The organism is Paenarthrobacter aurescens, assembly GCF_025421775.1.
Taxonomy (GTDB): domain Bacteria; phylum Actinomycetota; class Actinomycetes; order Actinomycetales; family Micrococcaceae; genus Arthrobacter; species Arthrobacter aurescens_B.
On record NZ_JAOEFX010000002.1, the window covers coordinates 248,873 to 274,997 of the forward strand.

Below are 26,125 nucleotides of genomic sequence, written 5' to 3' on the forward strand. Positions count from 1 at the left end.
TAGTCCAAGCTCTTCGGCAGGGGTGCTGGCGGGGCGGCCCGCGACTACGGCTGTGTCATGGCGGGATCGCGGTTCCCACACTCTTGACAATGACGCCGGGGCAACACTTCAATGTTTACGTAATCATTCGTCGGTGCAGACGATTTCGGGTGTTGGTGGGGCACTGCCTGGCAGCTGGTCGCTGCACCACGAGCACCCTAGAGATCGTGAGAACCACTCCATGGCACACCATCTACGTCTGTGGGCGGGGGTCGCGGCTACGGCCGTGGCACTGACCGGCACAGTCTTGTCCAGCGCCCCCGTGATGGCCGCCGAGGCGCCCATAGCGAAGACGCTGATTATCGGGGTTGACGGGGCAGCCTTCGATTCCCTGGGCCCGGCAGAGATGCCCCGGTTGGATGCGCTGCGTGCTCAGGGCACAACGTCGGTCAGCAACCTGTATACCCAGCCAATGGCGGAGACGTCCTCCGGGCCGGGATGGGCAACCATCGCCACCGGCGTCTGGCCGGACAAGCACAACGTCCTGGACAACGGGTTTGGCTCTCCACAATTTGGCGCTTACCCGGACTACCTGACACGCATTAACGCGGCATCACCGTCGCGCAAGACCGCGGCAATGGGAACATGGCAGCCCATTACCGCCACCATTTTCGGTCCGGGTGTGGACGTGCGGACCAAGTTCTCCACCGATGCGGACACAACGACGGCCGCAGTGGACGCAATCTCCACTGGCTCAGTGGACGATCTCTTCTTCTACCTGGAGGACGTGGACACGGTGGGGCACCGTGTGGGCACCAGTGGGGCTGACTACGGCGCGGCTCTTGCCAGCGCGGACGCAAGGATTGGCCAAGTCATGGACGCGGTGGCGGCACGCCCAAGCAACGAGGAATGGACGGTTGTTGTCACCACCGACCATGGTCACACCCCAACAGGAGGCCACGGCGGAAGCTCCGCGGGGGAGCGGCGTGTCTTTACCACGATGGTTGGCAAGGGAATCGCCGCAAACGTAACCCGGTACGACGCCAAGCTTGTGGACGTTGCCCCCACCGTCATGGCCGCCGCAGGGGTGCCCGTGAAGTCCGAATGGAATCTCGACGGAAATTCCTTTGGCAGCCTCACCCACGATGATTTCGACTCCCTGCGCCCAGTGCTGCAGCCCGGCGTCGATGAGACCGCGATCCCCGCGGGCACTCTTGGGTGGACCAAGGCGACGCCTGTGGGGTGGTCCATCGACAACTCGGCAATGCCCACCGGTGGGACTGCGGAGTGGCGGGGGTGGACCTTTGCCACGGATGACTTCTGGACAGCAGCCGATCGCGATCAGGGCCGTGAAACCACGGTACGTGGCCGCGACGTGATCGCGGTGGCTGACTCGGACGAATGGGACGACAAGCAGCACGCGTCCGGTCAGTTCGACTCGACGCTGGTCAGTCCCGCTTTTCCCGTTGACGGGCTGCGACGCGCGAGCCTCAGCTACGCAACCAACTACGCCATCGATGGTCCCCAGTCAGCCACGGTCACAGTAACCTTCGATACCGGGGCCGCCCAGACGCTGAAGAGTTACTCCACGGCTACGAATACGGTGGAGAAGCTGCCCTTCACCGTGCCAACAGGAGCCACGACGGCGCAGTTCCGGTTCCGTTACACGGGAGAGAACAGTTCCTTCTGGGCTGTGGACGCGGTGGGTATCCAGGACACGATCGAGGCGTCCGACATCCGTTACGTGGTCAACGCCGGCGGACAGCAGACATCTGACTGGCTGTCGCTGACCGGTGCGGCCGCCCAGGACGGGGGTCTCCTCAACAGCACGGCCGATCAGCCCTTCGGTGCGGATCCGGCCGGCGGAGCGCCCTGGGGATACGAAAGCCCCGGTAGTGGGAGCAGCGGCGAATCCAGCGGAGATATGTTCTCAACGTTGCGGTACGCCGTGTCCAGCCGGGACCTGACCTACCGGTTCGGAAACCTTCAGCCGGGCATGTACACGGTTCACGCCGGCTATGCCGATCCCTGGTCCTGGGACAACCGCGGCGCCAAGGTGACCATTAACAACGAGGTCCGCGAAGCCGACCATGACTACTCATCGGAGAACCAGGCCGCGGCCTACGGCAACGTCACCGTTGGCGAGAACGGCGAACTCACCTTCACGCTCCGCAAGACGCGCTCCTCTGATGTGCAGTTGAGCTGGCTCATTGTCAGTGCCGTGAACCCTGGGGAAACCGGTAACCCGCCCACGCACTCGGCCACCACCGCCATGCGATGCATCGGAAACAAGGCCTACCTCGCGGTCTCCGTGCAGAACACCACGGCAGACGCCCTGACCATCGCTGTGGATACTGCCTATGGGTCCAAGTCCTTTGCCGGGGTAGCCCCGGGGAAGGGTGCTTCGATCGCTTTCAACAGCCGTGCTGCGATACTCCCGGCTGGCTCCGTCAGTGTCACCTCGGGTGCAACGGATGAGTCTGCAGGCTTCACCTCGACAGTTCCTTACACCGGCACCAGCTGCCCATAAGCAGCCCGGCTGCCTCAGCAGGCCAGCACGGTCGCGTTGCCCTAGTGGGCCGGCGCGGCCGTGCTTTTGCGCACCATGAGGCGGGTCGGCACCGTGGTGACGACGCTGGCCGGGGTGTTTCCGGCGATCTGCTGAAGCAGCTTTTCAATGCTCAACCGGCCAACTGCGAGGAAGTCTTGACGGATGGTGGTCAGTGGAGGCCAGAAGGAAGTGGATTCCTCGAGGTCATCAAATCCCACAACGCTGACATCCTCCGGGATGAGGCGCCCAAGTTCATGAAGGGCCCGCATTGCCCCGAGCGCCATCTGATCGTTCGCGGCGAAGATTGCGGTGACTTCCCGATCGCGGCCGAGCTCCATCCCGACCTGATATCCGGATTCGGTGGACCAATCTCCATGAAGGACAGTGGGCGCTTCGATGCCTGCCTCGTCCAGCGTCCGTCGCCAGGACTCCTCACGGTGCCTGGCTGAAAAGGAGGACACCGGGCCCCCTATGTGCCAAACCTGCTGGTGGCCTAGATCGAGGAGATGCTCGGTGGCAAAGCGCGCACCCTCGGCTTGGTCTGTATCCACCATGGGATAGCCGTAACCGGGGCTTGAGTCGATGACCACAGCGGGGAGGTCCTCGGGCAACGTAATGTCCGCACGATCAAACAGGTGCGCCTCGAAGATGATGACCACCCCGTCCACATCCTGTTCCTTCAGCCGGTTGTAGGCGCCTGTCACGGTACCTGTAGTGGGGTCGTGCAGGGGGATGAGGTTCACCGAGTATCCGGCCTGTGAGGCCGCGGTGGCGATGGCATCCAGGGTGCGTCTGTTGCCGTAGGTCGAGAGATTGAACATGATGACGCCAATGGATTTGAACTGACCGCTCTTGAGTGCGCGTGCAGCCCTGTTGGGCCGATAGCCCAGTTGTTTCATGGCGTCCAGCACCCGCTGCTTGGTCTTTTCTTCAACATTCGTCAGGCCGTTGGATACGCGGGAGACGGTCTGGGCGGAAACCCCGGCTGCTCGTGCAACATCGCCGATTGATGGGCCGCGGGCAGCCCGGGCACTCCTGACCGAGGGCGAATCGCTGGTGTGCGACGTGCTGGCCGGGCTAACGCTGTCTGCGGCATCCTCTTGTATGTTCACCTAAACATGCTAATCTTCTTTCAAGAATGTTTGCGTAAACATAGCGAGAAGAGAAGAATTCATCATGACAACGACGTCGCCCGTGGCCGACGCTCCACCCTTGGTCCAATCCCGCAAGCGCGCAGGTCGATGGATGGGGTGGGCATTCGTGGGCCCGTTCATGGCTGTCTTCCTGCTGGTATTCGTGGCTCCAGTCCTCTACGCGTTTTACCTGAGCCTCTTCCAGAACCAGATGGTGGGCGGCGACAAGTTCGTTGGGGGAGCCAACTATCTTCAGGCGCTGGGCGATCCCCAGTTCTGGGACTCCGTGATCAGGGTGTCCGTCTTCCTGGTGGTCCAGGTCCCCATCATGTTGTTCCTCGCCCTTTTCGCAGCCTTGGCACTGGACAGCGGGCGTCTGCGCGCGTCGTCGTTCTTCCGCATTTCGGTGTTCCTCCCGTACGCAGTACCGGCAGTAGTGGCGACGCTGATGTGGGGATTCATCTACGGCCCCCGTTTTGGCCTGTTCGGCAGCATCAACGATTTCTTCGGGTTGGATCTGGCCGAGCCCCTCTCTTCCAGCTGGATCCTCGCCTCGATCGGGAACATCAACACCTGGGAGTTCACGGGCTACAACATGCTGATCTTCTATTCGGCGCTGAAGGTCATCCCCGCGGAACTGTATGAGGCAGCAAACCTTGACGGAGCAGGCACGTTCCGGGTCATCCGGAGCATCAAGCTTCCCTCCATCCGCGGAGCCATCGGCATTGCGAGCATCTTCTCGGTTATCGGCAGCTTCCAGTTGTTCAACGAGCCGAACATCCTCAAGGCGTTGGCACCAAACTCCATCAGCTCCTACTTCACGCCGAACATGTACGCATACAACCTCTCGTTTGCAGGCCAGCAGTTCAATTACGCCGCGGCTATCTCCATCATCATGGGCGTCCTGACGGTCATTGTTGCCTACGTCGTCCAGCTCTCCGGCTCGCGAAAGGATGCCTAGCCCATGTCCGTACGTTTGAGCCCAGCCCATTCCAGCGATACCGCGCCCACACCGTCACCGGCGGTGAGGCCCCGGCGGTCACCTGCACCCAGGTTGAACACCCGGCGCCACGGGGTCAGCCGGAAGCGCTCGTCCGTCCTTCTCACCATCCTGATGGGGGTCATGGCAGTGTACGCACTGCTTCCCTTGTTCTGGTTGCTGGTCAACTCCACCAAGACGCAAACCTCCCTTTTCAGCTCCTTCGGCTTGTGGTTCTCCGGGGACTTCGCACTGTGGGACAACATCGTGGGTACCTTGACCTACAACGACGGCGAATTCCTGCGCTGGCTTGCCAACACCGTGCTCTATGTCGTGGTGGGTGCCGGCGGGGCAACATTCCTTGCCACCCTGGCCGGTTATGGCCTGGCCAAGTTCGATTTCCCCGGCAAGCGCGGCGTCTTCGCGGTGGTCCTGGGAGCGGTAGCTATTCCGGGCACTGCCCTTGCTGTTCCGACGTTCCTCATGTTCAGCCAGATGGGGCTCACGAACACCCCGTGGTCGGTCATCATTCCGTCCCTGATCAGCCCGTTTGGGCTCTACCTGGTGTGGATCTACGCCCTCGAGTCCGTCCCCACGGAAGTTCTGGAAGCAGCGCGCATGGACGGTGCAGGGGAGTTCCGCACGTTCTTCACCATCTCGTTGCGAATGCTGGCTCCCGGCTTCATCACCGTCCTGTTGTTCACGGTGGTGGCCACTTGGAACAACTATTTCCTCCCCTTGATCATGTTGAGCCAATCAACCTGGTACCCGCTCACCGTGGGGCTCAACAGCTGGAACGCCCAAGCGACCACGGCCGGAGGCGAGGCCATCTACAACCTCGTCATCACCGGATCATTCCTCACCATCGTGCCCATCGTGGGGGCGTTCCTCTTCCTCCAGCGCTTCTGGCAGTCAGGACTGTCTGCGGGAAGCGTCAAGTAGAAGCCCGACGACGGCGACCTCCCGCCGTCGTAAATCTCCAAACCGCATCTGAAAGGCACTCATTCAATGAAGAACAACCATCGCTTCCGGCGGGTGGCCACTGCCGCCCTGGCGGCAAGCCTCATGATCGGCGGCCTCGCCGCCTGCAGCGGCTCGGGAACAACGGCAAACGCAGGAGCCGAAGGCGCAAGTGCCGCGGACATCGCGAAAGCACTCGATACCGAAACCACCCTCACGGTGTGGGGTTGGGCGCCGCAGCTCGAACCGATCGTGGAGGCCTTCGAGGCCAAATACCCCAAGGTCCACGTCAACCTGGAAAACGTGGGAACGGGCAACGCCCACTACACCAAGCTTCAGAACGCCGTTAAAGCCGGAAGCGGTGCTCCGGACGTTGCGCAGATCGAATACAACGCCCTGCCGCAGTTCGCCCTGTCCGATTCCCTGGTAAATCTGAAGGACTTCGGTGCCGAGGAGCTCAAGGACAACTACACGGCGTCCACCTGGGGTTCTGTGAACCTCAACGGTGGCGTCTACGCACTCCCGCAGGACTCCGGTCCCATGGCCATGTTCTACCGGGCGGATGTCTTCGAAAAGCACGGCATCAGCATCCCCACCACCTGGGATGAGTACGTTGAAGCCGGCAAGAAGCTCCACGCTGCCGACCCCAAGGCCTACATCACCAGTGACACCGGCGATGCCGGCTTCACCACGAGCATGATCTGGCAGGCCGGCGGCAAGCCCTACACGCTGGACGGAAGCACCAAGGTAGCCGTTGATCTCCAGGATGAGGGCGCCAAGAAGTGGACCGGCACCTGGAACCAGCTGCTCAAGAACGATCTCCTGTCGCCCGTCACCTCGTGGAGTGACGAGTGGTACAAGGGCCTCTCGGACGGAAGCATTGCCACGCTGATCATCGGCGCATGGATGCCCGCAAACCTGGAATCGGGTGCGGCAGGTGCCAGCGGTCAGTGGCGGGTAGCCCCGATGCCGACATATGAGAAGGGCGCAGCCGCAACGGCCGAGAACGGCGGCGGCGGCGACGCCGTACTGAAGCAGAGCAAGAACAAGGCAGCAGCCTACGGCTTCCTCCAGTTCGCCAACGGCCCTGAAGGATCCAAGATCCACGCTGCAAACGGTGGCTTCCCCTCCACCACGGCCGATCTTCAGAGCGAAGCGTTCCTGAACGCTGAAAACGCCTACTTCGGCGGCCAGAAGATCAACGAGGTCCTGGTCCAGGCTTCCAAGGACGTTGTTCCGGGGTGGAGCTACCTTCCGTTCCAGACCTACGCCAACAGCATCTACAGCGACACCGTTGGTCAGGCCTACGGTTCCAAGGGCGATCTGAATGATGGCCTCAAGGCCTGGCAGGATGCCACGGCAAAGTACGGCCAGCAGCAAGGCTTCACAGTTACCACCAAGTAAGACGTGGCGCGGGTCCGGGGCGTCCCCCGGCCCTGGACCCCGCTCCACCATTTCAGATTGGATTTCCCCTATGCCAACCTTCACTATCGGCGAGCAGGACTTCATGCTTGACGGTCAGCCCCACCGCATCCTTTCCGGCGCCCTGCATTACTTCCGCGTCCATCCGGATCAGTGGGCGGACCGGATCCGGAAGGCCAGGCAAATGGGGCTCAACACCATTGAGACCTACATTCCGTGGAACACCCATGCCCCGTCCCCTGAAGTATTCGACACCTCGGGGGGATTGGATCTGGGCCGATTCCTGGACCTGATCGCTGCGGAAGGAATGCACGCGATTGTTCGCCCTGGTCCGTACATCTGTGCGGAGTGGGACAACGGCGGGCTCCCTGCATGGTTGTTTGACCGCGGCGCTGCGGCCATTCGGGCCGATGATCCCGTGTATATGGCAGCCCTCACCGAGTACCTTGAACAGCTCGCCCCCATTCTTGTTCCCCGTCAGATCGACGCCGGCGGTCCCATCATCCTGATCCAGATTGAGAACGAGTACGGTGCCTACGGCGCTGACCGGTTCTACCTGGAAAAGCTCGTCAAGGTCAACCGGGAAATGGGGCTGACCGTGCCGTTCACCACGGTTGACCAGCCGCAGGACGACATGTTGGCCAACGGCAGCCTCCCGGAACTGCACAAGACGGGCTCGTTCGGCAGCCGCTCTGCTGAGCGCCTGGAAACACTTCGCCGCCATCAGCCCACCGGCCCCCTCATGTGTTCTGAATTCTGGGTGGGCTGGTTCGATCACTGGGGTGCGCACCACCACACCACCACCGTGGAGCAGTCCGCCAACGATCTGGAGGTGCTGCTGGAGCTTGGCGCGTCCGTGAATATCTATATGTTCCACGGCGGCACCAACTTTGGATTCACCAACGGCGCCAACGACAAGGGTGTTTACCAGCCGATCGTTACCAGCTACGACTACGACGCCCCTTTGGACGAAGCTGGAAACCCGACGCCGAAGTACTGGGCGTTCCGTGACGTTATTGCCAAGTACACAGACCTCGACGACGACGACGTGCCGGCACCTGCGCAACTCGGTTCCAGTTTTAGCGTCCCGCTGGCGCAGTCCCTCCCGCTGTGGGATTGCCTGGACCGGCTCGGGAAGTGGACCTCGCACGAGGGAATGCGCTCCCACGACGAGCTGGGCCACTACTCCGGCTTCACCCTCTACCGCAGGGAAATCGAAGTTTCCGGTCCCGCTGTGCTGGAGTTCGACGAAGTACGTGACCGGGCCCAGGTATTCCTGGACAGGGTGCCGGTGGGAATCCTCTCCCGGGATCACCATGAAAGTTCCCTGGCGCTGCCCCATGACGCGGTTGGCACGCTGGAAATCCTGGTGGAGGACCAAGGACGCGTGAACTACGGTCCCCGTTTGGGGGAGTCCAAGGGCCTGATCGGAAATGCCCGGATCAACGGAGAAACTCTCTGGAACTGGGACATCCTTCCCTTGGAACTCGACGACGCAGTTCCGGTCTCAGCGGTGTTGGAGGAACAGCCCTCCCTTCCTGACGTACCAGTGTCCGGGCCGGTCTTTGTCCATGGGACTTTTGACCTCCCCGGCGGCGGCGATATCTTCCTCTCCACCATGGGCTGGACCAAGGGCGTGGTGTGGATCAACGGCTTCTGCCTGGGCCGGTACTGGTCCCGCGGACCGCAGGCCACGCTTTACGTTCCCGGCCCCCTCCTGCGAAAGCACGGTAACACCATCACCATGCTTGAACTCCAGGCGGCCTCCCACAGCTCGGTTTCCTTCGTGGCCAGCCACGATCTTGGCCATACGGAGTTCTGACCATGACGCTGACTCAAGCAACATCGGCAGGAATTGCTGCTCCGACCGGCCGTCAGTTTCGGATTTCCGCGGAATCGGAGACAGATGGCCGCATGGTCGCGGCGGTGATCACGGAGGTCGGCGGCACCATCCGCAGCCTCACCGTGGACGGCGAGCCTCTGATCGAGGAGTTCCCCGAGTTCGGTCTCCCCAAACACTGCGAGGGCGAGATCCTCATTCCTTGGCCCAACAGGGTCCGGGATGGGCGATGGCCGCATGACGGGAAAGACCTCCAACTGGCCATCAGCGAACCCGGGCGTGGCAACGCCATTCACGGCCTGGTCAGGTTACGTCCTCACACGATGGTTCGCCGGTCCGCCAGCGAGCTGACCCTTCACGTTCGGATCTACCCGAGCGACGGCTACCCGTTCGCTGTGGACGTGGAGACCACGTATTCGGTATCTCCGGAGGGGCTGGCGGTCACTCACGCATTGACCAACAAGTCAGCAAAGCCCGCCCCTGTGGCCATTGGTTCCCATCCGTACATGCGGGTGGGTGCCACGCCCATGCAGGACGTTTCCCTGACCATCAACGCTGCCACCTATGTGGTGGTGGATGAGCGTCTGAATCCCGTGGGGACGTCCCCTGTCTCCGGGACGCCCATGGATCTGTCCGCAGGGCCCAAGGTGGGCTGGCTGCACCTGGACACAGCATTCCTGGATCTCACTCCGGCGCCGGACGGAATGTACCGGCACCTCCTGGAGGCGCCCAATGGTGACGCCGTGGAGGTCTGGGGCGATGCCAACTACCAGTACGCGCAGGTGTACACCACCACGAGCTATCCAGCGGGAGGCCACCGGACCGCGGTAGCGGTGGAACCCATGACGGCGCTCCCCAACGCCTTCAACTCCGGAGCCGGCCTGCGCTGGCTAGAACCGGGGGAGGAATGGATCTCGACCTGGGGGATTTCACACCGGCTCGGCCCCGCACAGGGCAACCACCATAGAGGAGAGAACTGACCATGGCATGGCTAGTAACTGGAGGAGCCGGCTACATCGGCTCCCACGTAGCCCAAGCACTCATGGATGACGGCCACGACGTGGTGGTCATCGATGACCTGTCCAGCGGCAAGCGCGGATTTGTGCAGGAAGGCGCAGCCTTCGAACAGGGATCCCTGCTGGATACTGGTTTCCTTAAAGACGTCTTCACACGCCACGACGTGGCCGGCGTGATCCACTTAGCGGGTTTCAAGTACGCCGGCGTATCGGTTGAATGGCCGCTTCACACCTATTTCCAGAACGTCACCGGTACGGGAAACCTGCTCGCCGCCATGGAAGCAGCCTCTGTACGGGCGATCGTTTTTTCCTCGAGCGCCGCCGTGTATGGGAACACTGACGTGGATCTCGTGACCGAATCGACGCCCACGAGGCCGGAATCTCCCTATGGCGAATCCAAGCTCATTGGTGAGTGGCTCATCGCAGACCAATCACGGGCAACCGGGCTTCGCCATACATCCCTCCGGTATTTCAACGTTGTTGGCTCCGGGATTCCGGACGTGGTGGATGTCAGTCCGCACAACCTGTTCCCCTTGGTCTTCCAAGCGCTGAAGGATGGCGCAACGCCGAAGATCTTTGGTACTGCCTATGCCACGCCGGACGGCAGCTGCGTCAGGGATTACGTCCACGTTGCCGACGTTGCCGCGGCCCACGTGGAGGCTGCCCGGAAACTCCAGGAGGGCGTTGACCTTGAACCGGTCTACAACCTTGGCAGCGGTACCGGCGTATCTGTCCGTCAGATCATGACCGAAATGGCGTCTGTGACGGGGATTCAGTTCGCTCCACAAATTTGCGCAGCCCGGCCCGGCGATCCTGCCCGGATCGTCGCTTCCGGCGAACTGGCACGCCGGGACATCGCGTGGGAACCGAGGCATACGCTCCGGGACATGATCTCCAGCGCCTGGGCGGCAGCCGGGAACCAGAAGTTATCCACCCACTAGCACTGCAACGCACTATCCCAAAGGAACATCATGATCGAGGCGCCGGAACTCTTGGCAACCATCACGGCTACCAGCAAGACCACCATGGAAATCAACCTCAACGCCGCCATCCAGGCTGCGGAGCAGCGTGCGCGCAATGAAGGCCGCTGCGGGATCCTGGTCACGCGGCTGGACTATGCGTCCTACACGGTTGAGCTCTCACCGGACGTGCCCTACGGCTACACCTATGAGAAGCATGACGCCTGAGGCGAAGGGATCGTGGGGCACGCCTCGCTCCACCCGCCGGCGCTTCACTGTCCGGCTTCGTTGGGCGGACTCGGCCAGGATCCTGTTGTCGTGCGTGCTGGTCGGCTTCAGCCTGGTGCTGGGGCTCACGCCGGGTTGGGCTTCGGAGATCAACGGCTCCGACATCAAGCTCAGTGTTGACATTGCGCCGCGTACACAATGTAGCGGCCAGTGTCTTCCGAATGGACTCCCCGCGACGGGCCTCGACCCCGTAGGGGCCCTCGTGGCTGCCGGGCTCTGCGGCGGGACCGGGCTGCTCCTCTTGTTCGTCGGGCGCGATATGAATCTCCCCCCGCATTGCAATGAAGGAGCAAGACGATGAGCAAAGCAAGCTTGATCGTCAGAATCTCAGCAGCTGCCGCCGGCACTGCCGTACTGGCCGGCGTGGCCGGAGCCGCACGGCTCGTCTCCCACCGTCCGCCAGTTCACGGGTTCGCTGCCCACGGTAACGGTGACTGATACGCGACTCCCGGACCAGATCCCGGCCGGCGCCGGCTGGTACGTCATTGGTACATCCACCGACTTCACGGGAACCACGGGCCAGCCGGCCATCGGGGCTGGACACCTGGGTCGGTCCCCTTCGCTGATTGACGGTGGTGAATCGGGACAGGTCGCCGAGGGTGACGTTGTGGAAACGGTCATGGACTCGGGCGCGGACGCAGTGGGCCTGGTGGACCAGGAATTGCTGGCCCTGGCCCTGGACTCAGCAGCGATTGCGCCTGAAGGGCAGTGGACCGCAACGGCCGGCTTGTTCCTCCGTACGCCGGCTACCGTCTCGCCCGGCGACTACGCCGCGAACCTGACGTTGTGGTTGTTCGAGTAGACGCATTGGTGGTCCGCTTCCTGGGGGAGCCGGACTATTTTCGTGTCCAGTATGGAAAAGTTGCAGAGAAATGTCCTGACTGCCGAATACAAGGAGCGCCCATTGATTCCCGAAATAGCTGGACTCCCGTCCCTGGAGTGGACTTCATCGCCCAGCCACGCGAGCTACGACGACGCCGAGGGAACACTCACGCTCACGGCAGCGCCCGGCGTCGATTGGTCCAACGATTCGCTCGGGGGCGACCAGCAGCACCGGGCCTCGGCCCTTGCTTTCACGGCTCCAGCGTCGTTCTCGTTGTCGGCCAGGGTCATGGTGGCCTCGCCGCGAACAACGTTCGACGCCGGTGTGCTGGCTTTGTGGGTGGACAACGACCACTGGGCCAAGCTTTGCTTCGAATACTCCCCGCAGGGGGAAGCCATGGTTGTCAGCGTGGTGACCAATACCCACTCTGACGACTCGAACGGTCCCGTGGTGACCGCACCGTGGATCTACCTGCGGGTCAGCCGTGTTGGCCCCGCATGGGCGTTTCACTCGTCAGCCGACGGTCGGGAGTGGTCCTTTGTCCGTCTTTTTAGGCTGGACACCGACAGGCCAGTCCGCGTTGGGTTCATGTCGCAGGCGCCCATGGGAGACAGCTGCGAAGCGCGTTTTGACGCCATCGAATTGACGGAAGAACCTCCGGCAGATTTGCGCGACGGAAGTTAGCCCGGGTCAAACGGGTGGAGCGGCTGCCTGTGGATATCCAGATGCTTAGGTAAGCCAAACAAGGTAAGTTGGCATGGTGATTCCCTCCGTAAAACCTGCCATTGACCGCGCCCCCGGAGTCTCCAAGGAGATCGAGGACGCGGCCTGGTATGTGCTCGGTCCGGCGCTGCAGGGGAGACCCTCGGCGCTGGACGGCGCTACGTTGACGTGGACCGCGGATGCCGCAGGAGAGCTGCTCGAAAGGCTTGATCGCGGGGTGGAGGACTCCAAAGCACCCATGATGACCAACCTGCGGCAAAACCTCGAAGGCGCGTCCCGGGAGGCCAAATTGCTGGCCGTGGAATTGCTGTTCCTGCAATCGCTGCCGCTCGCCCATGAGGTCAAGTCCCTCAGGGTGAAGCGGGCCCGTGTTGCCGAGGCTGCCTCCTGGGTGGAACCTCCCGTTGACCTGCCGGAAGAACTCTACGAGGGCATGACGGACCACGGCGTCATCCGCGACCGCACCGCTGAATTCAACTGGACCATCTGGGACCACCTGAAGTGGCTTTGCCGCTTCGTGGCCCACGTTGACAGCCAGAGCACCGCCACCATCAACCAGGCCCTCGCGGACCCCCTCAAGTTCCACGAGCTCGCCGCAGCAACTCCCGAAGACCAGCCCGCCCTGCGCCGCAGCATCGAGTACCTGGTGTGGCCCAGCTACTTCGAGCCCGTAGTGGCGGACGTTGAACGCCAGGAGATCCGGGACGCTTTCGCTTCGCTCGTCGGCGGCGCCAAGGGCGATTCGGATGAGGACATCACCGCGGACATCCACCGCATCCGCGTGCATTTGGACGAGCAGGCCGGACAGCGCATCGATTGGTACGCCCGCCAACTGGTGAGCCAGTGGCGCAAGGTGGGAGACCCCGGCCGGCGCTCCTGGCTCCTGCGCAGCCATCACGACAACGCTGACCTTCTCGCCGCATGGGTCGCCGAGGAAAAAGCCACCCTTGACGTGGAGCACCTGCGCACGTTGACGGCAGGTGTCACTGCGGGCGTGGTCCAGCACGCAGTCGACGAGGATTACAAACACTTGGGTTATGTGGAGCGGGAAGATACCAAAACCGCCGTCTTTGCCTTCTTGACCGTGATGAAGCCGGGCGACCTCACGCTGTACCAGCACGCTGGAAGGGTGCGGGTTGGCGTGGTCCTCGGCGAGCCTGAACACCACGAAGACAACCGACGCATCCGCCGGAAGGTCCGCTGGTTCGATGACAGTTACGCCATCCCGGAGCTGCCGCGCCATGCCCAGCGGCAGTTGTCCACGCCCGGTATCCTCGTGGACGTCACCAGGGTCATCCAGGCCCTGCAGGAATTGCTCCCGGTAGAAGCCGAAACCGACGGCGACGACGAAGCACCGCCCACCGCCGTCGTCGAAGTTGTCCAGCAAGGTTTCCGGCCGCTGACCGAAGAGTTCGCGGCATCCCTGCACATGGACCTTGAGCCCCTCAAGGAGATCGCCGAACTGCTCGAAGAGAACCGGCAACTGGTTCTTTACGGTCCGCCGGGGACTGGCAAAACCTACCTCGCCAAGCACATCGCCGCCGAGCTGGCAGGCGACCATACCGACGAGCGGGTGAAGCTGGTGCAGTTTCACCCGTCGTACGCCTACGAGGACTTCTTTGAAGGCTTCCGGCCGGACAAGACGGACGACGGGCAGGTCTCCTTCAAGCTCGTCGCAGGACCGCTGCGACGCCTCGCCGAAGAAGCCGCGAAGCCGGAGAACGCGCACAAGCCGTACTTCCTGATCATCGACGAAATGAACCGCGCCAACCTGGCCAAGGTGTTCGGCGAGCTCTACTTCCTGCTCGAATACCGGGACGACCGCATCTACCTGCAGTACAGTCCCAATGAGCCCTTCAGCCTGCCGGACAACCTGTACATCATCGGAACCATGAACACGGCGGACCGCTCCATTGCCATGATGGACGCTGCCATCCGCCGCCGTTTCGCGTTCATCGAGCTGCACCCCAACGTGGAGCCGGTCAAGGGCTCGCTGCGGCGGTTCCTGGAAGCCCGCGGGTTGGACACGCTCAACGCGGACCTCCTGGATGCCCTGAATGACGCCATCGACGACTGGGACCGGGACCTCATGATCGGGCCGTCGTACTTCATGAAGAACGCAGCCCAAAACCCCACTGGCCTTCGCCGCATCTGGAAATACGAGCTCATGCCGTTGCTGGAGGAGCACTACCACGGTCAACTGAACAGGGCACAGCTGGAAGAGCGATTCGGACTTGACCAGCTGCTGGGACGTCTTGCAGCCCGCTAAGGCCATCCCGCCGCGGCCGGGCCGGGCACCTGCCAGCGCCGGCCAGGCACCTGCCAGTGCGGGCCGGGCACCTGCCAGTGCCGGCCGGGCTACCGCGGGTCCCCGGCATATCGTCATGGACGAGCTCTCCGGCGGCGTGGTGGACAAACTCGATCCCGATTCCGCGGCGTTCATCAACGCCAGCGGCTTGGCCAAGGCTTCGCCCATGGGCATGGGCCTCTACCGGATTGAGCCCGTCGGCAAGGTCGGATCAGTACGGACAGCGACAGTGCAGCTGGAAGTCCGGCCCAAGGACCGCCTTGGCCTCAGCCGGCTCCTGTTCCTGCTCAGTTACGCCGGTGAACAAGGCTTCCGTGATCATTCAGTGGAGGCCGTGGAGCACCCTGACCTGTGGAGTGCCCTGGCTGAATCCCTGGCGCAGTTGGCGGACCGTGCCCTCAGCCGCGGGGTCCTGCAGGGCTACCTGACCGTGGAAGAGTCGCTTCGTACCGTCAAGGGCCGGATCCGGATCTCGGATCAGATTTCGCGCCGCCCCGGAATGATGGTGCCCCTGGAGGTGTCCTACGACGAATTCACTGAGGACATTGCCGAGAACCGTATTCTCCGTGCCGCGTTGGACCGGATGGGCAAGGTCCCCGGGGTCCGGCCCGATGTCCTGAGCCGGTTGCGGCAGCTTAAGGGAAAGCTCGACGCCGTCACCCGGCTTCAGTCCGGGGCGCCGCTGCCGCCGTGGCGGGCCAACCGGATGAATCTCCGCTACCACGCCGTGCTGAGGCTGGCCGAGGTGATCCTGCGCAACGCATCCGCCGAGGCGGGCGAGGGCAAGCAACAAACGGCTTCGTTCGTGGTGGACATGGGCAAGGTGTTCGAGGAGTTCGTCGGGACCGCCTTGCGCGCTGCCATGAGCGCCCATCCGGGGGAGATGCGGCTCCAATACGGTGCGCTGCTCAATGAGGCCGTCCGGGACTCCGATCGCCTGACGGTCCGTCCCGATGCCGTGCACTTCCTGGGTGGCCGTCCCGTGGTGGTGTACGACTCCAAGTACAAAGCAGCGTCCGACGCCGGAGCCTCCTTGAGTGCCGATCATTACCAGTTGCTGGCGTACTGCACGGCCCTCCGGGTTCCCACTGCCTGGCTGGTCTACGCGGGGCACGGTGAAATGAAGTTGCGGCGGATCCTCAACACGGACATCGACATCGTGGAGTATCCGCTGGACCTGTCGCTGCCGCCGTCGGACATCCTTGCAGCGGTAGCCGACCTCGCCGAGCAATCATGGGGCGAAGTAGTACGCCAGGCTGTGGCGGGCCGGTCGGCGCCGGACTAGCCTAGGACGTAAACCGTTCACCAACAGGAGGCATCATGGCCCGCAAGAAGACGTGGCGTGACATGAGCAAGGGTCAACGAATCTCAGTCCTGGTCAGCGGGGTGATGAACCTGGCATTGCTGGTGGCAGCGCAACGCAGCATCGCGAAGACCCCGGACTCAGACATCAGGGGCAAGAAGGCAGTGTGGCGTGCCGTTTCCTTCATTAACTTCTTCGGCCCGGTCAGTTACTTCCTGTTCGGCCGCCGTCGGGATGCAGCAGGGTTGAACAGCTAAGTTCAGGCGGGCATCTTCACCGTGAAGGTGGTGCCCCGGCCTGGTTCGCTCGTCAGCGTGATGGTGCCGCCGTGGGCTTCAACGATTGCCTTGCTGATGGGCAACCCCAGGCCCACTCCAGGAATCGTGCTGTTGCGGACACCGCCGGCACGGAAGAACTTCGTGAAGGCTTCTGCCTGTTCCTCTTCGTTCATGCCCATGCCAGTGTCGGTGACCCGGCAGAAAACGTAGTCCTCGTCCTCCCAAGCCGCTACTTCCACGTCACCGCCATCGGGGGAGTACTTGATCGCATTGGAGACCAGGTTGTCCAGAACCTGGGCGATGCGGGAAGAGTCCACGTGCGCTTCCAAAGCGTCGGGGAGGTCCATGGAAAGTCGGATCCCGGCTTTTGCGGCGCGGGGTTCGGCGGAGGTGACACTGCCTCGAACCAACTCGGCCACGTCCACGGCATGCGGCTGGATGACGATCTGCCCCGAACGCACGGCCAAGAGGTCGGAGACGAGGGTGAGCAGACGCTCGGCGTTTCGCCGGACGATGTCCAGTTGCTTGCGGGACCTTGCATCAAGGGTGTCGGGATCGTCCAGGATCAGTTCCACGTAGCCCAGGATGGACGTCAGCGGTGTGCGGAACTCGTGGGACACGTTGGCAACAAAGTCGTCCTTGGCGGCCAGCGCGTTCACCAGGTCCGTGACGTCGCTGAACACCACCACTGAGCCGGCGAACTTTCCGGCGTCGTCCACCATGGGGCGGGCGCTGGCGGTGAAGGCGCGCTGCTCCTGTCCTGCTCCGAGCCACACCAACTGGTCTGTGAACCGTTCGCCCAGGACGGCGCGGCGCACAGGGCGGCGGTCCGTGGGCAGGGGCGTGGTCCGGTCAGTATCAAACACCAGCAGTTGGGATTCGTTGGGGTCTTCATTGTCAGAGGGAGTGGCCAGGATGTGGGTTTGGCGTTGGCGGCGGTTCATGAGGATGTCATGACCGTCCCCATCAACGGCCACTACGCCCAGGGGCAGGGCCTCCATGACGGTATTCAGGAGCCGTTCCTGCGTGGTGCTGACATCCAGTGCATCCTTGAGGGCCTGGTCCTTTTGCTCCAACGCGCGTTGTTGGCGGACCATGCTCAACGTCAGAACGCTGACGGAGACTCCGATCCCGAGAATGAGGATGGGGAACAGCAGCGGTTTGGTGAGGTCCTGCTCAGTCAGGGTGCCCCGGACAAACAAGGGAATCCAGACGATACCCAATGGGCCGAGGAACGACAGGGCGATGGCCAACTTTGGATACAGCCCCGAAGCGCACAACCAGATGACCGGCAGGACCACCAAAACGCTGATGCCGGTCAGTGCCTCCTGCCCGCCCTCCCGTCCAAACCCAATCGACACCATGTCCAGGATGGGAATGCTGAGGAAACTGGCGAAGGGCAGCCGGTGCCACGGCACAATGACACACAGCGCCAAAAGGAATGCCTGGCTGAGCAAGAAGACCAGGAACATCGGATTTTGAAGTGTTGCCGGGAAAAACAGCCACACCAGGATGGCCGAAAGACAAACACATACCGACAACGGCAGTTGGCTCAGGACAACACGCATCCGCAGGGTATGTTCGTGGAACGAGCGTTGAAAGACCAACAGTTTCTTCTTTTCACCAATATCCCAAGTGGAAGGGTGGGTCATGGCACATCCACCACGGATGCAGAAGAAAGTCGGTTCATGAGATCAGCCTAACCATAATGGATATACTTCTGAGGTTATCGAAGGGGCTGAGGGGCAGCGATGAGTGAAGTACGTGTGGGGCTGGTCATTGAAGATGACCAGGATATTCGGGAATTGGTACGTGTAGTTCTATCCCAGGCGGGGTTTGATGTGCACACAGCGTCCACCGGATCTGCGGGTGTGACGTCGGCCCGTGAGCTCAATCCGGATGTCATAACCCTGGACCTCGGCCTTCCTGACATCGACGGTTTTGAAGTTGCACGCCAGATCCGGAAATCCTCCGACGCCTACATCATTATGTTAACGGCACGCGCGGAGGAACTTGACACCCTCATGGGGCTGGAGGCCGGCGGCGACGATTACTTGACCAAGCCGTTCCGTCCCCGCGAACTGCGCGCCCGTGTTGAGGCCATGATGCGAAGGCCCCGTGCGTCGTCGGACTCCAAGAGCGTCCCGGAGGCCGTGGACCCCGAGGTGAGCCACAACGGCCTGGCCGTTTCGGCAGGCTCCCGCACCGCGGTACTGAACGGTGCGGAGCTGAAGCTCACCCGGACCGAATTCGACCTCCTGCTTGCCCTGCTGGAAACCGGGCGGATTGTGCGGACCAAGGCAGACCTCGCCCGTCGCCTCCGCAACGAACCGTACGACGTCGGCAGTTACGTCAGCGACGCGGACGAACGCGCCGTCGAGGTACATATGGGGAACCTGCGCAAGAAACTCGGCGACAGCATCCAGGCCCCCCGTTGGCTTGAGACGGTCCGCGGCGTCGGGTACCGGCTGGCTCCCGCGAACAACAATTAAGCAACCCGCAACGGCTGGGCCGCGATCACCGGGTGATCGCGGCCCAGGTTGCCCAAACCGTCCGCGCCCTGCGGCGAGCCCAGTTCCTCGAAGAACTCCACGTTGGCCCTGACGTAGTCGGCCCATTCATCCGGGACGTCCTCCGCGTAGTAGATCGCCTCAACGGGGCACACAGGATCGCATGCCCCGCAGTCCACGCATTCAGACGGATGGATGTAGAGCGAGCGTTCGCCCTCGTAGATGCAGTCCACGGGGCATTCCTCGATGCACGCTTTGTCCTTGACATCAACGCAGGGCTGGGCGATCACGTAGCTCATGGCGCGCTACACACCCGTGTAAACGGTCTTGCCCCACGTGTAAAAGTCCAGGGCGGACCTGCCCTGTTCGCGGAACGTGTTGGTGGAGGAGTCCTTTACCCCGCCGAAGGGGACGTTCAGGTCCAGCCCAGCCGTCGGGCGGTTGACCTTGACCACGCCTGCCTGTGCGCGGGCAGCGAAGTCAGTGGCAAGGGCCAATGAGTCCGTGCAGATCCCGGCGGTCAGGCCGTATCGGGAATCATTGATGGCGGCGAGGCCGGCTTCGTAGTCGGGCACCTCAAGCACGGCCACCACTGGTCCGAAGATTTCCTCCGTCACGGCTGCGTCATCGAACGGCAGCCCGGTGAGGACCGCCGCCGGGAAGAACAGCGCGCCGGACGGGTCGCCGTCGTATGTTCCGTGGAGGAGCGTCGCACCGCGTTCGACGGCGGTACGCACCGCAGCTTGGTCCTGCTCGAACTGCTGCCGGCTCACCACGGCGCCCATCTTCGTGTCACCGTCGAGGCCGTCGCCGGTGGTGTACGCGGCGGCTTCATCGACCAAAGCTTCCAGGAACGCGGCGCGGATGCCCGGCGTAACGTACACGCGCGAGGTTGCCGTGCACGCTTGGCCCGTCAGGCCGAACGCACCTGCGGCCACCACTTGGGCAGCCTTGCGGGCATCGGCGTCGTCCAGGACCAGGACGCCGTTCTTGCCGCCCATTTCCAGCTGGACCCGGGCACGGCGGGCGTTCAGGATCTCCTGCAGTCCGAGGCCCACATTGGTGGAGCCTGTGAACGACATGCCGGCGATCCGCGGATCCCTGGCCAGCGCGTCTCCCACTACACGGCCTTTGCCATGCACCACGTTGAATACGCCTGCGGGCAGTCCTGCGTCCTGCAGGGCACGGGCCAGGTGGGTTGCGGACAATGGTGTGAGCTCCGCCGGTTTCATGACCACGGTGTTGCCGCTGATCAGCGCCGGGGCGGTCTTCCATGCCGGGATGGCGATGGGGAAGTTCCATGGAGTGATGAGCCCAATGACGCCCAGCGGTTCGCGGCGTGTGGTGATGGTGGTGTCCGGCAGGCCGCTGGGCAGTACCTCGCCGGTGGCTGCCCAACCGAGCGAGCCGAAGAAACGAAGGACGTCCGAGGCACGTTTCACCTCGCCTTTGGCCTCGGCCAGCGTCTTGCCTTCTTCGCGGACCAAGTCCTCGGCGATGGCAGCCTGGCGTTCGATCAGCAGGTTCCCGGCAGCGATGAGGATGGCGCCGCGGGACGGTGCGGGCAGGGCAGCCCAGCCCGGCTGGGCTGCTGCGGCTGCCGTGATGGCCGCGTCAACGTCCCGGGCTGTGCCGCTGGGCGAGAGCGCGGCGAGTTCGCCGGGCCTGGCCGGGTTCATCCGCTGGGTGTCGGCTTCGCCCAGCCACTGGCCGTTGATGAGGTGTTGGGCGGTGCTTGTTTCGGCGTCGTTGGTGGTGGCGGTTTCCAAGGCGGTGGACGTCATGGCGTTTCCTTTGAAAGTAGTGGGGTTTAGAGGCTGCGGATCAGGCCGCCGTCGCACCTGAGTGCGACTCCGGTGATGTACGACGCCGGCGTGCTGCACAGGAAGGCGGCAGCCGCACCGAACTCGGCGGGTTCTCCATAGCGGCGGGCGGGGATGGTCTTGCGGGACTCGAGCTGGATGTCTTCCAGCGTGGTGCCGCGTCGTTTGGCGGCGGCTTGGTCAAGCTGCGTCACCCGATCCGTGGCGATCCTGCCGGGCAGCAGCAGATTCACGGTGACCTCGTCCAGGGCAACTTCAGCGGCGAGTGTCTTGAGGTACCCGGCAAGTGCAGCGCGTCCGGTGTTGGACACTGCCAGATTGGGTAAGGGGGCCGATACGCCGCTGGACCCGATGGCCAGGATGCGGCCCCAACGCCGCTCACGCATTCCCGGGAGGACGTGGGTCACCAGTGCGTGGTGTGGCTTGACCAGCAGATCGAACGCCGCCGCGATGTCGTCGGAGGTCAGGGTGGCCGCGGCTCCGGGTTTGGGGCCGGGACCGTTCAGGACCAGGATGTCTATGGGCCCGAGGTCCGCGACGGTCTGTGCCACGGCTGATTCGATGCCCTCGGGGGTTGTCAGATCAGCCTCGATGGCCACGGCGTCGAAGCCGGTGGCACCGAGTGAACCGCTTCCGTACGCAGCCTGCAGTTCTTCGACGATCTCCTTGGCGCGGTCCCTGCGACGGCCTACGATCGCAACCCGGACGCCCTCAGCTGCGAGGGCACGGGCAACGGCCAAACCCAGGCCGCCCGTGGAGGCAGCAACCAAGGCTGTCTTGCCGGCGATTCCGAGGTCCATTAGAAGCTCCCTGCAGTTGTCTTCACTGTTGTCGTCGCGGCTTCCAGCGCCGCGGCCGCTTCGCGGAGATGTGTCGCCATGCTGTTCCGAAGGTTCTCGGGGAAACCCGCTGCCGGTACCCGGACACCGGAGTCCTTGATGATTCCGCGCTCGCGCAGGCACTCCTTGCGGATGGCTAACGCCACCTTGGCCTGCTGCTCGAAATTGATGAGCGGCAGGTATGGCAGCAGCTCGCGATGGGCGGCCTCGTAGCCGTCCTGGTGCCATGCCCGGACACAGGCGATGAGTGCTTCGGGGTACGAGAAACCGGTCATGGCTCCTGCCGCGCCGGCCATGAGTTCGTCCAGCAGTCCCTGCCCGCCCAGACCGCCAAAGACAGACACCTCGACGGCGGCACTCAGCTCCGCGATCGCCACGCTGGTGGGCGGTGCTTCGGCCTTGACAGCAATGACATAGTCGCAGGCCGAGACCACGGAGACCAGTGCCTTGGTGGGGATGCTGACGCCGCTGGCCAGCGGATAGTCCTGCAGGACTACTTTTGCTCCCGTGGCGCGGTGGATGGCGTCCAGGTGGGCGATCACCGTTTGGGGCGTGGCGGAGTTGGCTTGCACCATGACCGCTGCGAGGCGGCTTCCGGCGACGTCCTGCGCGGCACGTACTTCCTCGATGGCGGGCCGGGTGGCCAAAGCGGTCACTCCCACAACCAGCGGAAGCGATGTGCATTCCACCACGGTTTCCAGTACCTGACCGCGTTCCCCGGCGGTCAGTGCAGCTGCCTCGCCAAAGACGCCCAACACTGTGAGCCCGGCAGCGCCGATCGCTTCATAGTGCTCCACGAGCTCTGACAGGCTGTCCGTGTCCACGTCCAGCGTGCTGCCCTGGAACGGTGTGGCAACAACGCCCCACACGCCTGCTGGCAAGGATTCACGGTTGGGGGATTCGCGCGCATCTGTTGGCTGCATCGGTATCTCCTTAGGTTCGTTTGAGGTGGTGGCTGGCATTAGCGGCCAGGCCAGACCGGCGGGCGCTTCTCCTGGAAGGCCCGGACGCCTTCAGCAGAGTCTTCGCTGTCCAACGCCGCCATGAGGGCCGGCAGGCGAAGGCCGCGGGCCTCCTTGGCTGTGAGGTGGGTGGTCTGCGTGACCATCTGCTTCACGGCCCGGACCGAGGTGGGCGCGCAGGCAAGAATCTGGTCCACCCAACGCTGCACCGCGGCGTCGAGCTCTGCGGCCGGAACTACCTCGTTGACGAGTCCCATGGACTGCATTTCAGCGGCGTCGGCTTTTCGGCCGGTCAGCAGCATGCCCATGGCCTGCGTGTGCGGGATCCGCCGCACCAACTGGTGGATGCCGCCGTCGAGCGCCAACCGCCCAACACGTGGTTCGGTCAAGCCGAACTTGGCGGTATCGGCCGCCACCACGATGTCTGCGCCGAGCACCATCTCCATCCCGCCGCCCAGGGCGTAGCCGTTGACGCGGGCTATCACGGGGATATCGAGGGTGGTGCGCAGGCTCAGGCCACCGAAACCGTTGGGGTCCAGGCCGGCCCAGTATTCAAGGCCGGTCTTGTCCACGGCGGAGGCTGACATGTCCGCGCCCACCGAGAAGGCACGGGATCCGGCGCCCGTAATGACCACGGCACGCACTGATGGATCGTTCTCCAGTTGGTCCCAGATCTCATTGAGTTGGGTGTGGGTGGCAGCGTCCACGGCGTTCAGGACATGCTGGCGGTCGATGACCACCGTAGCCAGATGGTTCTCGATGGTGAGGGTGACGGTGTCAACGCGCTCTTGTACGGAAGCGGTCATCGCAGGACTCCCAACTGCTGCAGGCGCTCGATGGTTTCCTCATCGAAGCCGTTCTCCAGCAGCACTTCCACGTTGTGCTCGCCGAGGCGCGGCGCAGCACGACGGATGGTGGGAGGGGTTGCAGAAAGCCGGATGGGCGCGTTCAACATACGCACCGTGCCCACACCGGGGTGTTCCGCTTCCACGATCATTCCGTTGGCCTCCGTCTGCGCGTCCGCCAGAGCCTGCTCCAGCGTGTGAACAGGTGCGTTGAGGAGTCCCTGCTCCTCGAGTTGGTGGGTCCAGTACCCGGTGGAGTTGGTGGCGATGTGCTCCCGGAAGATTGCCTGCAACGCCGGCTTGTTCTTGAACTGCTGTTCCAGGCTGGAGAACTCCGGACGCTGGGTCAGGTCCTCATCCAGCCCCAGGGCGTCGGAGATCCGGGCCAGCGGGTCCGGGGTGAAGCCGCCCACCATGCACACGGCACCGTCGGTGGTTTCGAAGACGCCGCTCAGGGGCATGGCACCCCAGTTGACCTCGTAACCGCGGTTGAGCTGCATGCACGCCTCCTGCATCTGCAGGTGCAGCATGGAGTCGTACATGGTCACCTCCACTTTCTGGCCCGCACCGGAGGTTTCCCGGGTGCGCAACGCCAGCAGGATGCCCTGCATAAGGTGCATGCCCGTGATGTAGTCGCACAGGGTGGTGGGGTAGATGGAGGGCTTGGTGTCCTCGGACTCGCGCCGCCACATCACACCGGAATACGCTTGCGCGATCGCGTCCTGGCCACCCTTGTGGGAGTAGGGACCGTCCGGGCCGAAGCCGGTGCCCGATGCCCAGATGATCCCCGGGTTCGTGGCCTTGAGCTCTTCGTAGCCGAAGCCCATGCGTTCCATCACGCCGGAGCGGAAGTTACTGACCACGACGTCTGCATCGGCCAACAGCCGGTGCAGCACCTCGCGGCCCTCTTCGGTGCGGGTGTCGACGGAGACGCTGCGCTTGTTCCGGTTGATGGACAGGAAGATCGGGTTGTCCTGGCCATCCTGGTCCGGGAAGGAATTGCGCGAGATGTCACCGGCGCCGGGGCGTTCAACCTTGATGATGTCCGCGCCGTAGTCGCCCAGCAGTTGCGTGCAGGATGGACCCATGAACACCTGCGTGAAATCCACGATCTTGATGCCATCCAGTGGGAGCGGCATCGTTGCCGGGGCAGCGGCGGCGAGTGCCGCCGTCGTGCTTTCCCGCTGTTCCGGTTCTACGGTCACGGTGCTCATGCCGGCACCGCCGCGGTTGCGTCGACAGTAGCGTTCGACGACGGGACGTCGCCCGGGTCTGCGCCGTGGCGGCGCATGCCCTGCTGGATGTCCAGCGCGGAGACGTCGCGGACCAGGAGGTTGTTCTCCACGGCGAGGGCTGCCGCAACGCCGACGGCCTGGCCCATGGCCATGCAGGGCGGGATCTCGCGGGACATTTTCTGCGCCTCCGGTGTGGCGGAGTAGTGGCGGCCTGCGACCAGGAGCTGGTCCACTTCCTTGGGCAGCAGCGAGCGGTACGGGTAGTAGTAGTCACGGCCGCGGGCCACGGTGTCTGCGAAGTGCCGGCGCTGGGTGACGTCGTCCTTGGTCATGACGTACTCGCCCTGCAGGAGGCGGGTCTGGCGAACACCCATCTGGGAGGCGACGTCCAGCATGTAGCAGTTTTCGAAGCCGGGGAGGTTGGCGCGGACGTAGTCCACGGCTTCGGAGATGCGGTCCCTCGCGGCAAACTCCGCGGCAGTCATGTCGGCGGGATCCACGCCATCGAAGCCGGTCATGTGGGGGGCGTTGCACCAGACTACGCCGTCGATGGGCGTCTTGAGCCACCAGAGTTCCCACGCGCCGCCGAGGAGGCGCTTGATCTTGCGGTTGATGGCGCGGGCTTCCTTGGGGTTGGCCTGCTCGAAGGCTTCGGCGGCGTTGGTGTCCACGTTGCCCAGACGGAAGACCAGCGTGGTGAGGTAGTTGTCCTTGGCGTAGCTGGCGCCGGCACGGGAAGCGACGTCGATGTCACCGGTGGTGTCGATGACGACGTCGGCCATGAACGCCTGCGGGCCAAGCTTGGTTTCGCAGATGACGCCCTTGATCACGCCGTTGTCCACGATGGGCCGGGAGAACCAGGAGTGCAGGCGGAGGTCCACGCCGGCCTCGCGGACGAGGTCGTTGGAGACGCGCTTCCAGCCATCAGGGTCGAAGGCCGCTGCGTAGCAGATCGGCTTGGGGTTGGTGTGGGAATGGAAGTCGAAGGTGCCGTAGCGGCCCCACTTGTTCCAGAGTTCCTCGGAGGTCTTGCGGTCATCGGCTGGCGGGACGATGGCAAGGCCCAGCTTCTGCAGCCGTTCCACATACTCGGAGACGATGCCGGTGACGGTGATTTCCTGGCCGTTGATCATGTCGTCGAGCACCAGGACCATGCCGCCGGAGGCCAGGCCGCCGAGGGATGAGTAGCGTTCCAGCAGTGTGACTTTGGCACCCGAGCGGGCGGCGGTGACCGCTGCGGCGACGCCGGCGGGACCACCACCAACTACAAGGACGTCGGAGCGTGAGATGACCGGGGCGGTGAGGTCCGCCGTCGTGGTGCTGAGTTCCAGTGAGTTCAGAGCGTTCAT

General features: G+C 63.4%; 26 protein-coding genes. 16 read left to right on the plus strand and 10 right to left on the minus strand.

Annotated elements, in window-relative coordinates; translation table 11 throughout:
• Positions 1 to 220: 220 nt before the first annotated feature.
• Positions 221 to 2,509 (plus strand): alkaline phosphatase family protein, encoded by a 2,289-nt coding sequence (locus N7568_RS04470; protein ID WP_261608696.1) that lies wholly within the window; start codon positions 221 to 223, stop codon positions 2,507 to 2,509.
• 41 nt (positions 2,510 to 2,550) lie between these two features.
• Here N7568_RS04470 and N7568_RS04475 read toward each other — a convergent pair whose 3' ends face one another.
• Positions 2,551 to 3,642 (minus strand): LacI family DNA-binding transcriptional regulator, encoded by a 1,092-nt coding sequence (locus N7568_RS04475; RefSeq protein ID WP_261608697.1) that lies wholly within the window; start codon positions 3,640 to 3,642, stop codon positions 2,551 to 2,553.
• Between the two features lie 64 nt (positions 3,643 to 3,706).
• Between N7568_RS04475 and N7568_RS04480 the strand changes: the two genes are divergently transcribed.
• The gene (locus N7568_RS04480; RefSeq protein WP_261608698.1) at positions 3,707 to 4,624 is read left to right on the plus strand and encodes a carbohydrate ABC transporter permease; all 918 of its coding nucleotides are present in this window, start codon (positions 3,707 to 3,709) and stop codon (positions 4,622 to 4,624) included.
• Here N7568_RS04480 and N7568_RS04485 read toward each other — a convergent pair.
• Positions 4,621 to 4,788 carry a hypothetical protein gene (locus N7568_RS04485; protein WP_253466777.1) on the minus strand — a complete coding sequence of 56 codons (168 nt, stop codon included), beginning with the start codon at positions 4,786 to 4,788 and terminating at the stop codon, positions 4,621 to 4,623. The genes N7568_RS04480 and N7568_RS04485 overlap by 4 nt on opposite strands.
• Between N7568_RS04485 and N7568_RS04490 the strand changes: the two genes are divergently transcribed.
• From N7568_RS04490 to N7568_RS04550, 13 genes are all read left to right on the plus strand, one after another.
• Positions 4,778 to 5,584, plus strand: a complete 807-nt coding sequence (locus N7568_RS04490) for a carbohydrate ABC transporter permease (RefSeq protein WP_229785142.1) — start codon at positions 4,778 to 4,780, stop codon at positions 5,582 to 5,584. The two genes, N7568_RS04485 and N7568_RS04490, sit on opposite strands and share 11 nt — an antisense overlap.
• A gap of 66 nt (positions 5,585 to 5,650) precedes the next feature.
• On the plus strand, positions 5,651 to 7,006 hold the full coding sequence (locus N7568_RS04495; RefSeq protein WP_261608699.1) for an ABC transporter substrate-binding protein: 1,356 nt from the start codon (positions 5,651 to 5,653) through the stop codon (positions 7,004 to 7,006).
• 70 nt (positions 7,007 to 7,076) lie between these two features.
• On the plus strand, positions 7,077 to 8,846 hold the full coding sequence (locus tag N7568_RS04500; protein ID WP_261608700.1) for a glycoside hydrolase family 35 protein: 1,770 nt from the start codon (positions 7,077 to 7,079) through the stop codon (positions 8,844 to 8,846).
• Positions 8,847 to 8,848: 2 nt separating this feature from the next.
• Positions 8,849 to 9,844: an aldose 1-epimerase family protein gene (locus N7568_RS04505; RefSeq protein ID WP_261608701.1), complete on the plus strand. Its 996-nt coding sequence runs from the start codon at positions 8,849 to 8,851 to the stop codon at positions 9,842 to 9,844.
• 2 nt (positions 9,845 to 9,846) lie between these two features.
• Entirely contained in the window at positions 9,847 to 10,821 is a 975-nt protein-coding gene (galE, locus tag N7568_RS04510) for a UDP-glucose 4-epimerase GalE (RefSeq protein ID WP_261608702.1), read from the plus strand.
• 30 nt (positions 10,822 to 10,851) lie between these two features.
• A complete protein-coding gene (locus N7568_RS04515; RefSeq protein WP_261608703.1) occupies positions 10,852 to 11,067 on the plus strand; it encodes a hypothetical protein in 216 nt (71 codons plus the stop codon).
• On the plus strand, positions 11,057 to 11,428 hold the full coding sequence (locus N7568_RS04520) for a hypothetical protein (protein ID WP_261608704.1): 372 nt from the start codon (positions 11,057 to 11,059) through the stop codon (positions 11,426 to 11,428). The genes N7568_RS04515 and N7568_RS04520 overlap by 11 nt, the downstream gene beginning before the upstream one ends.
• Positions 11,425 to 11,565 (plus strand): hypothetical protein, encoded by a 141-nt coding sequence (locus N7568_RS04525; RefSeq protein ID WP_261608705.1) that lies wholly within the window; start codon positions 11,425 to 11,427, stop codon positions 11,563 to 11,565. Before N7568_RS04520 ends, N7568_RS04525 begins: the two co-directional genes overlap by 4 nt.
• Entirely contained in the window at positions 11,558 to 11,929 is a 372-nt protein-coding gene (locus tag N7568_RS04530; RefSeq protein WP_261608706.1) for a hypothetical protein, read from the plus strand. The genes N7568_RS04525 and N7568_RS04530 overlap by 8 nt, the downstream gene beginning before the upstream one ends.
• A 51-nt stretch (positions 11,930 to 11,980) precedes the next feature.
• Positions 11,981 to 12,634, plus strand: coding sequence for a DUF1349 domain-containing protein (locus N7568_RS04535; protein WP_261608707.1), 654 nt, complete (start codon positions 11,981 to 11,983; stop codon positions 12,632 to 12,634).
• 73 nt (positions 12,635 to 12,707) lie between these two features.
• Positions 12,708 to 14,942 carry an McrB family protein gene (locus N7568_RS04540; RefSeq protein WP_261608708.1) on the plus strand — a complete coding sequence of 745 codons (2,235 nt, stop codon included), beginning with the start codon at positions 12,708 to 12,710 and terminating at the stop codon, positions 14,940 to 14,942.
• A gap of 115 nt (positions 14,943 to 15,057) precedes the next feature.
• A complete protein-coding gene (locus N7568_RS04545) occupies positions 15,058 to 16,266 on the plus strand; it encodes an McrC family protein (RefSeq protein ID WP_306422634.1) in 1,209 nt (402 codons plus the stop codon).
• A gap of 35 nt (positions 16,267 to 16,301) precedes the next feature.
• Positions 16,302 to 16,541 carry a PLD nuclease N-terminal domain-containing protein gene (locus N7568_RS04550; RefSeq protein WP_261608710.1) on the plus strand — a complete coding sequence of 80 codons (240 nt, stop codon included), beginning with the start codon at positions 16,302 to 16,304 and terminating at the stop codon, positions 16,539 to 16,541.
• Positions 16,542 to 16,543: 2 nt separating this feature from the next.
• Here N7568_RS04550 and N7568_RS04555 read toward each other — a convergent pair whose 3' ends face one another.
• The gene (locus N7568_RS04555) at positions 16,544 to 18,214 is read right to left on the minus strand and encodes a sensor histidine kinase (RefSeq protein WP_261608711.1); all 1,671 of its coding nucleotides are present in this window, start codon (positions 18,212 to 18,214) and stop codon (positions 16,544 to 16,546) included.
• 99 nt (positions 18,215 to 18,313) lie between these two features.
• Here N7568_RS04555 and N7568_RS04560 point away from each other — a divergent pair, with 99 nt between their 5' ends.
• Positions 18,314 to 19,054, plus strand: a complete 741-nt coding sequence (locus tag N7568_RS04560; protein ID WP_261608712.1) for a response regulator transcription factor — start codon at positions 18,314 to 18,316, stop codon at positions 19,052 to 19,054.
• Here N7568_RS04560 and fdxA read toward each other — a convergent pair.
• Genes fdxA through N7568_RS04595 form a run of 7 tightly spaced genes read right to left on the minus strand, consistent with a single transcriptional unit; the run spans position 19,051 to position 26,125 of the window.
• The gene (fdxA, locus tag N7568_RS04565; RefSeq protein WP_261608713.1) at positions 19,051 to 19,371 is read right to left on the minus strand and encodes a ferredoxin; all 321 of its coding nucleotides are present in this window, start codon (positions 19,369 to 19,371) and stop codon (positions 19,051 to 19,053) included. The two genes, N7568_RS04560 and fdxA, sit on opposite strands and share 4 nt — an antisense overlap.
• 6 nt (positions 19,372 to 19,377) lie before the next feature.
• Entirely contained in the window at positions 19,378 to 20,856 is a 1,479-nt protein-coding gene (locus tag N7568_RS04570; RefSeq protein WP_261608714.1) for an aldehyde dehydrogenase family protein, read from the minus strand.
• Positions 20,857 to 20,882: 26 nt separating this feature from the next.
• A complete protein-coding gene (locus N7568_RS04575; protein ID WP_261608715.1) occupies positions 20,883 to 21,695 on the minus strand; it encodes an SDR family oxidoreductase in 813 nt (270 codons plus the stop codon).
• Positions 21,695 to 22,657: a dihydrodipicolinate synthase family protein gene (locus N7568_RS04580; protein ID WP_261608716.1), complete on the minus strand. Its 963-nt coding sequence runs from the start codon at positions 22,655 to 22,657 to the stop codon at positions 21,695 to 21,697. Before N7568_RS04580 ends, N7568_RS04575 begins: the two co-directional genes overlap by 1 nt.
• Positions 22,658 to 22,695: 38 nt before the next feature.
• Complete coding sequence (locus N7568_RS04585) at positions 22,696 to 23,502, minus strand: enoyl-CoA hydratase-related protein (RefSeq protein ID WP_261608717.1); 807 nt, start codon at positions 23,500 to 23,502, stop codon at positions 22,696 to 22,698.
• The gene (locus tag N7568_RS04590) at positions 23,499 to 24,755 is read right to left on the minus strand and encodes a CaiB/BaiF CoA transferase family protein (protein WP_261608718.1); all 1,257 of its coding nucleotides are present in this window, start codon (positions 24,753 to 24,755) and stop codon (positions 23,499 to 23,501) included. The genes N7568_RS04585 and N7568_RS04590 overlap by 4 nt, the downstream gene beginning before the upstream one ends.
• Complete coding sequence (locus N7568_RS04595) at positions 24,752 to 26,125, minus strand: FAD-dependent oxidoreductase (RefSeq protein ID WP_261608719.1); 1,374 nt, start codon at positions 26,123 to 26,125, stop codon at positions 24,752 to 24,754. Before N7568_RS04595 ends, N7568_RS04590 begins: the two co-directional genes overlap by 4 nt.

What these genes read in the sequence shown, in the direction of transcription:
- N7568_RS04470 (WP_261608696.1), top strand. Translation starts at nt 221, where the DNA reads ATGGCACACCATCTACGTCTGTGGGCGGGGGTCGCGGCTACGGCCGTG.
- N7568_RS04480 (WP_261608698.1), top strand. Translation starts at nt 3,707, where the DNA reads ATGACAACGACGTCGCCCGTGGCCGACGCTCCACCCTTGGTCCAATCC.
- N7568_RS04490 (WP_229785142.1), top strand. Translation starts at nt 4,778, where the DNA reads ATGGGGGTCATGGCAGTGTACGCACTGCTTCCCTTGTTCTGGTTGCTG.
- N7568_RS04485 (WP_253466777.1), bottom strand. Translation starts at nt 4,788, where the DNA reads ATGACCCCCATCAGGATGGTGAGAAGGACGGACGAGCGCTTCCGGCTG.
- N7568_RS04495 (WP_261608699.1), top strand. Translation starts at nt 5,651, where the DNA reads ATGAAGAACAACCATCGCTTCCGGCGGGTGGCCACTGCCGCCCTGGCG.
- N7568_RS04500 (WP_261608700.1), top strand. Translation starts at nt 7,077, where the DNA reads ATGCCAACCTTCACTATCGGCGAGCAGGACTTCATGCTTGACGGTCAG.
- N7568_RS04505 (WP_261608701.1), top strand. Translation starts at nt 8,849, where the DNA reads ATGACGCTGACTCAAGCAACATCGGCAGGAATTGCTGCTCCGACCGGC.
- galE (WP_261608702.1), top strand. Translation starts at nt 9,847, where the DNA reads ATGGCATGGCTAGTAACTGGAGGAGCCGGCTACATCGGCTCCCACGTA.
- N7568_RS04515 (WP_261608703.1), top strand. Translation starts at nt 10,852, where the DNA reads ATGATCGAGGCGCCGGAACTCTTGGCAACCATCACGGCTACCAGCAAG.
- N7568_RS04520 (WP_261608704.1), top strand. Translation starts at nt 11,057, where the DNA reads ATGACGCCTGAGGCGAAGGGATCGTGGGGCACGCCTCGCTCCACCCGC.
- N7568_RS04525 (WP_261608705.1), top strand. Translation starts at nt 11,425, where the DNA reads ATGAGCAAAGCAAGCTTGATCGTCAGAATCTCAGCAGCTGCCGCCGGC.
- N7568_RS04535 (WP_261608707.1), top strand. Translation starts at nt 11,981, where the DNA reads ATGGAAAAGTTGCAGAGAAATGTCCTGACTGCCGAATACAAGGAGCGC.
- N7568_RS04540 (WP_261608708.1), top strand. Translation starts at nt 12,708, where the DNA reads ATGGTGATTCCCTCCGTAAAACCTGCCATTGACCGCGCCCCCGGAGTC.
- N7568_RS04545 (WP_306422634.1), top strand. Translation starts at nt 15,058, where the DNA reads ATGGACGAGCTCTCCGGCGGCGTGGTGGACAAACTCGATCCCGATTCC.
- N7568_RS04550 (WP_261608710.1), top strand. Translation starts at nt 16,302, where the DNA reads ATGGCCCGCAAGAAGACGTGGCGTGACATGAGCAAGGGTCAACGAATC.
- N7568_RS04555 (WP_261608711.1), bottom strand. Translation starts at nt 18,214, where the DNA reads ATGACCCACCCTTCCACTTGGGATATTGGTGAAAAGAAGAAACTGTTG.
- N7568_RS04560 (WP_261608712.1), top strand. Translation starts at nt 18,314, where the DNA reads ATGAGTGAAGTACGTGTGGGGCTGGTCATTGAAGATGACCAGGATATT.
- fdxA (WP_261608713.1), bottom strand. Translation starts at nt 19,371, where the DNA reads ATGAGCTACGTGATCGCCCAGCCCTGCGTTGATGTCAAGGACAAAGCG.
- N7568_RS04570 (WP_261608714.1), bottom strand. Translation starts at nt 20,856, where the DNA reads ATGACGTCCACCGCCTTGGAAACCGCCACCACCAACGACGCCGAAACA.
- N7568_RS04575 (WP_261608715.1), bottom strand. Translation starts at nt 21,695, where the DNA reads ATGGACCTCGGAATCGCCGGCAAGACAGCCTTGGTTGCTGCCTCCACG.
- N7568_RS04580 (WP_261608716.1), bottom strand. Translation starts at nt 22,657, where the DNA reads ATGCAGCCAACAGATGCGCGCGAATCCCCCAACCGTGAATCCTTGCCA.
- N7568_RS04585 (WP_261608717.1), bottom strand. Translation starts at nt 23,502, where the DNA reads ATGACCGCTTCCGTACAAGAGCGCGTTGACACCGTCACCCTCACCATC.
- N7568_RS04590 (WP_261608718.1), bottom strand. Translation starts at nt 24,755, where the DNA reads ATGAGCACCGTGACCGTAGAACCGGAACAGCGGGAAAGCACGACGGCG.
- N7568_RS04595 (WP_261608719.1), bottom strand. Translation starts at nt 26,125, where the DNA reads ATGAACGCTCTGAACTCACTGGAACTCAGCACCACGACGGCGGACCTC.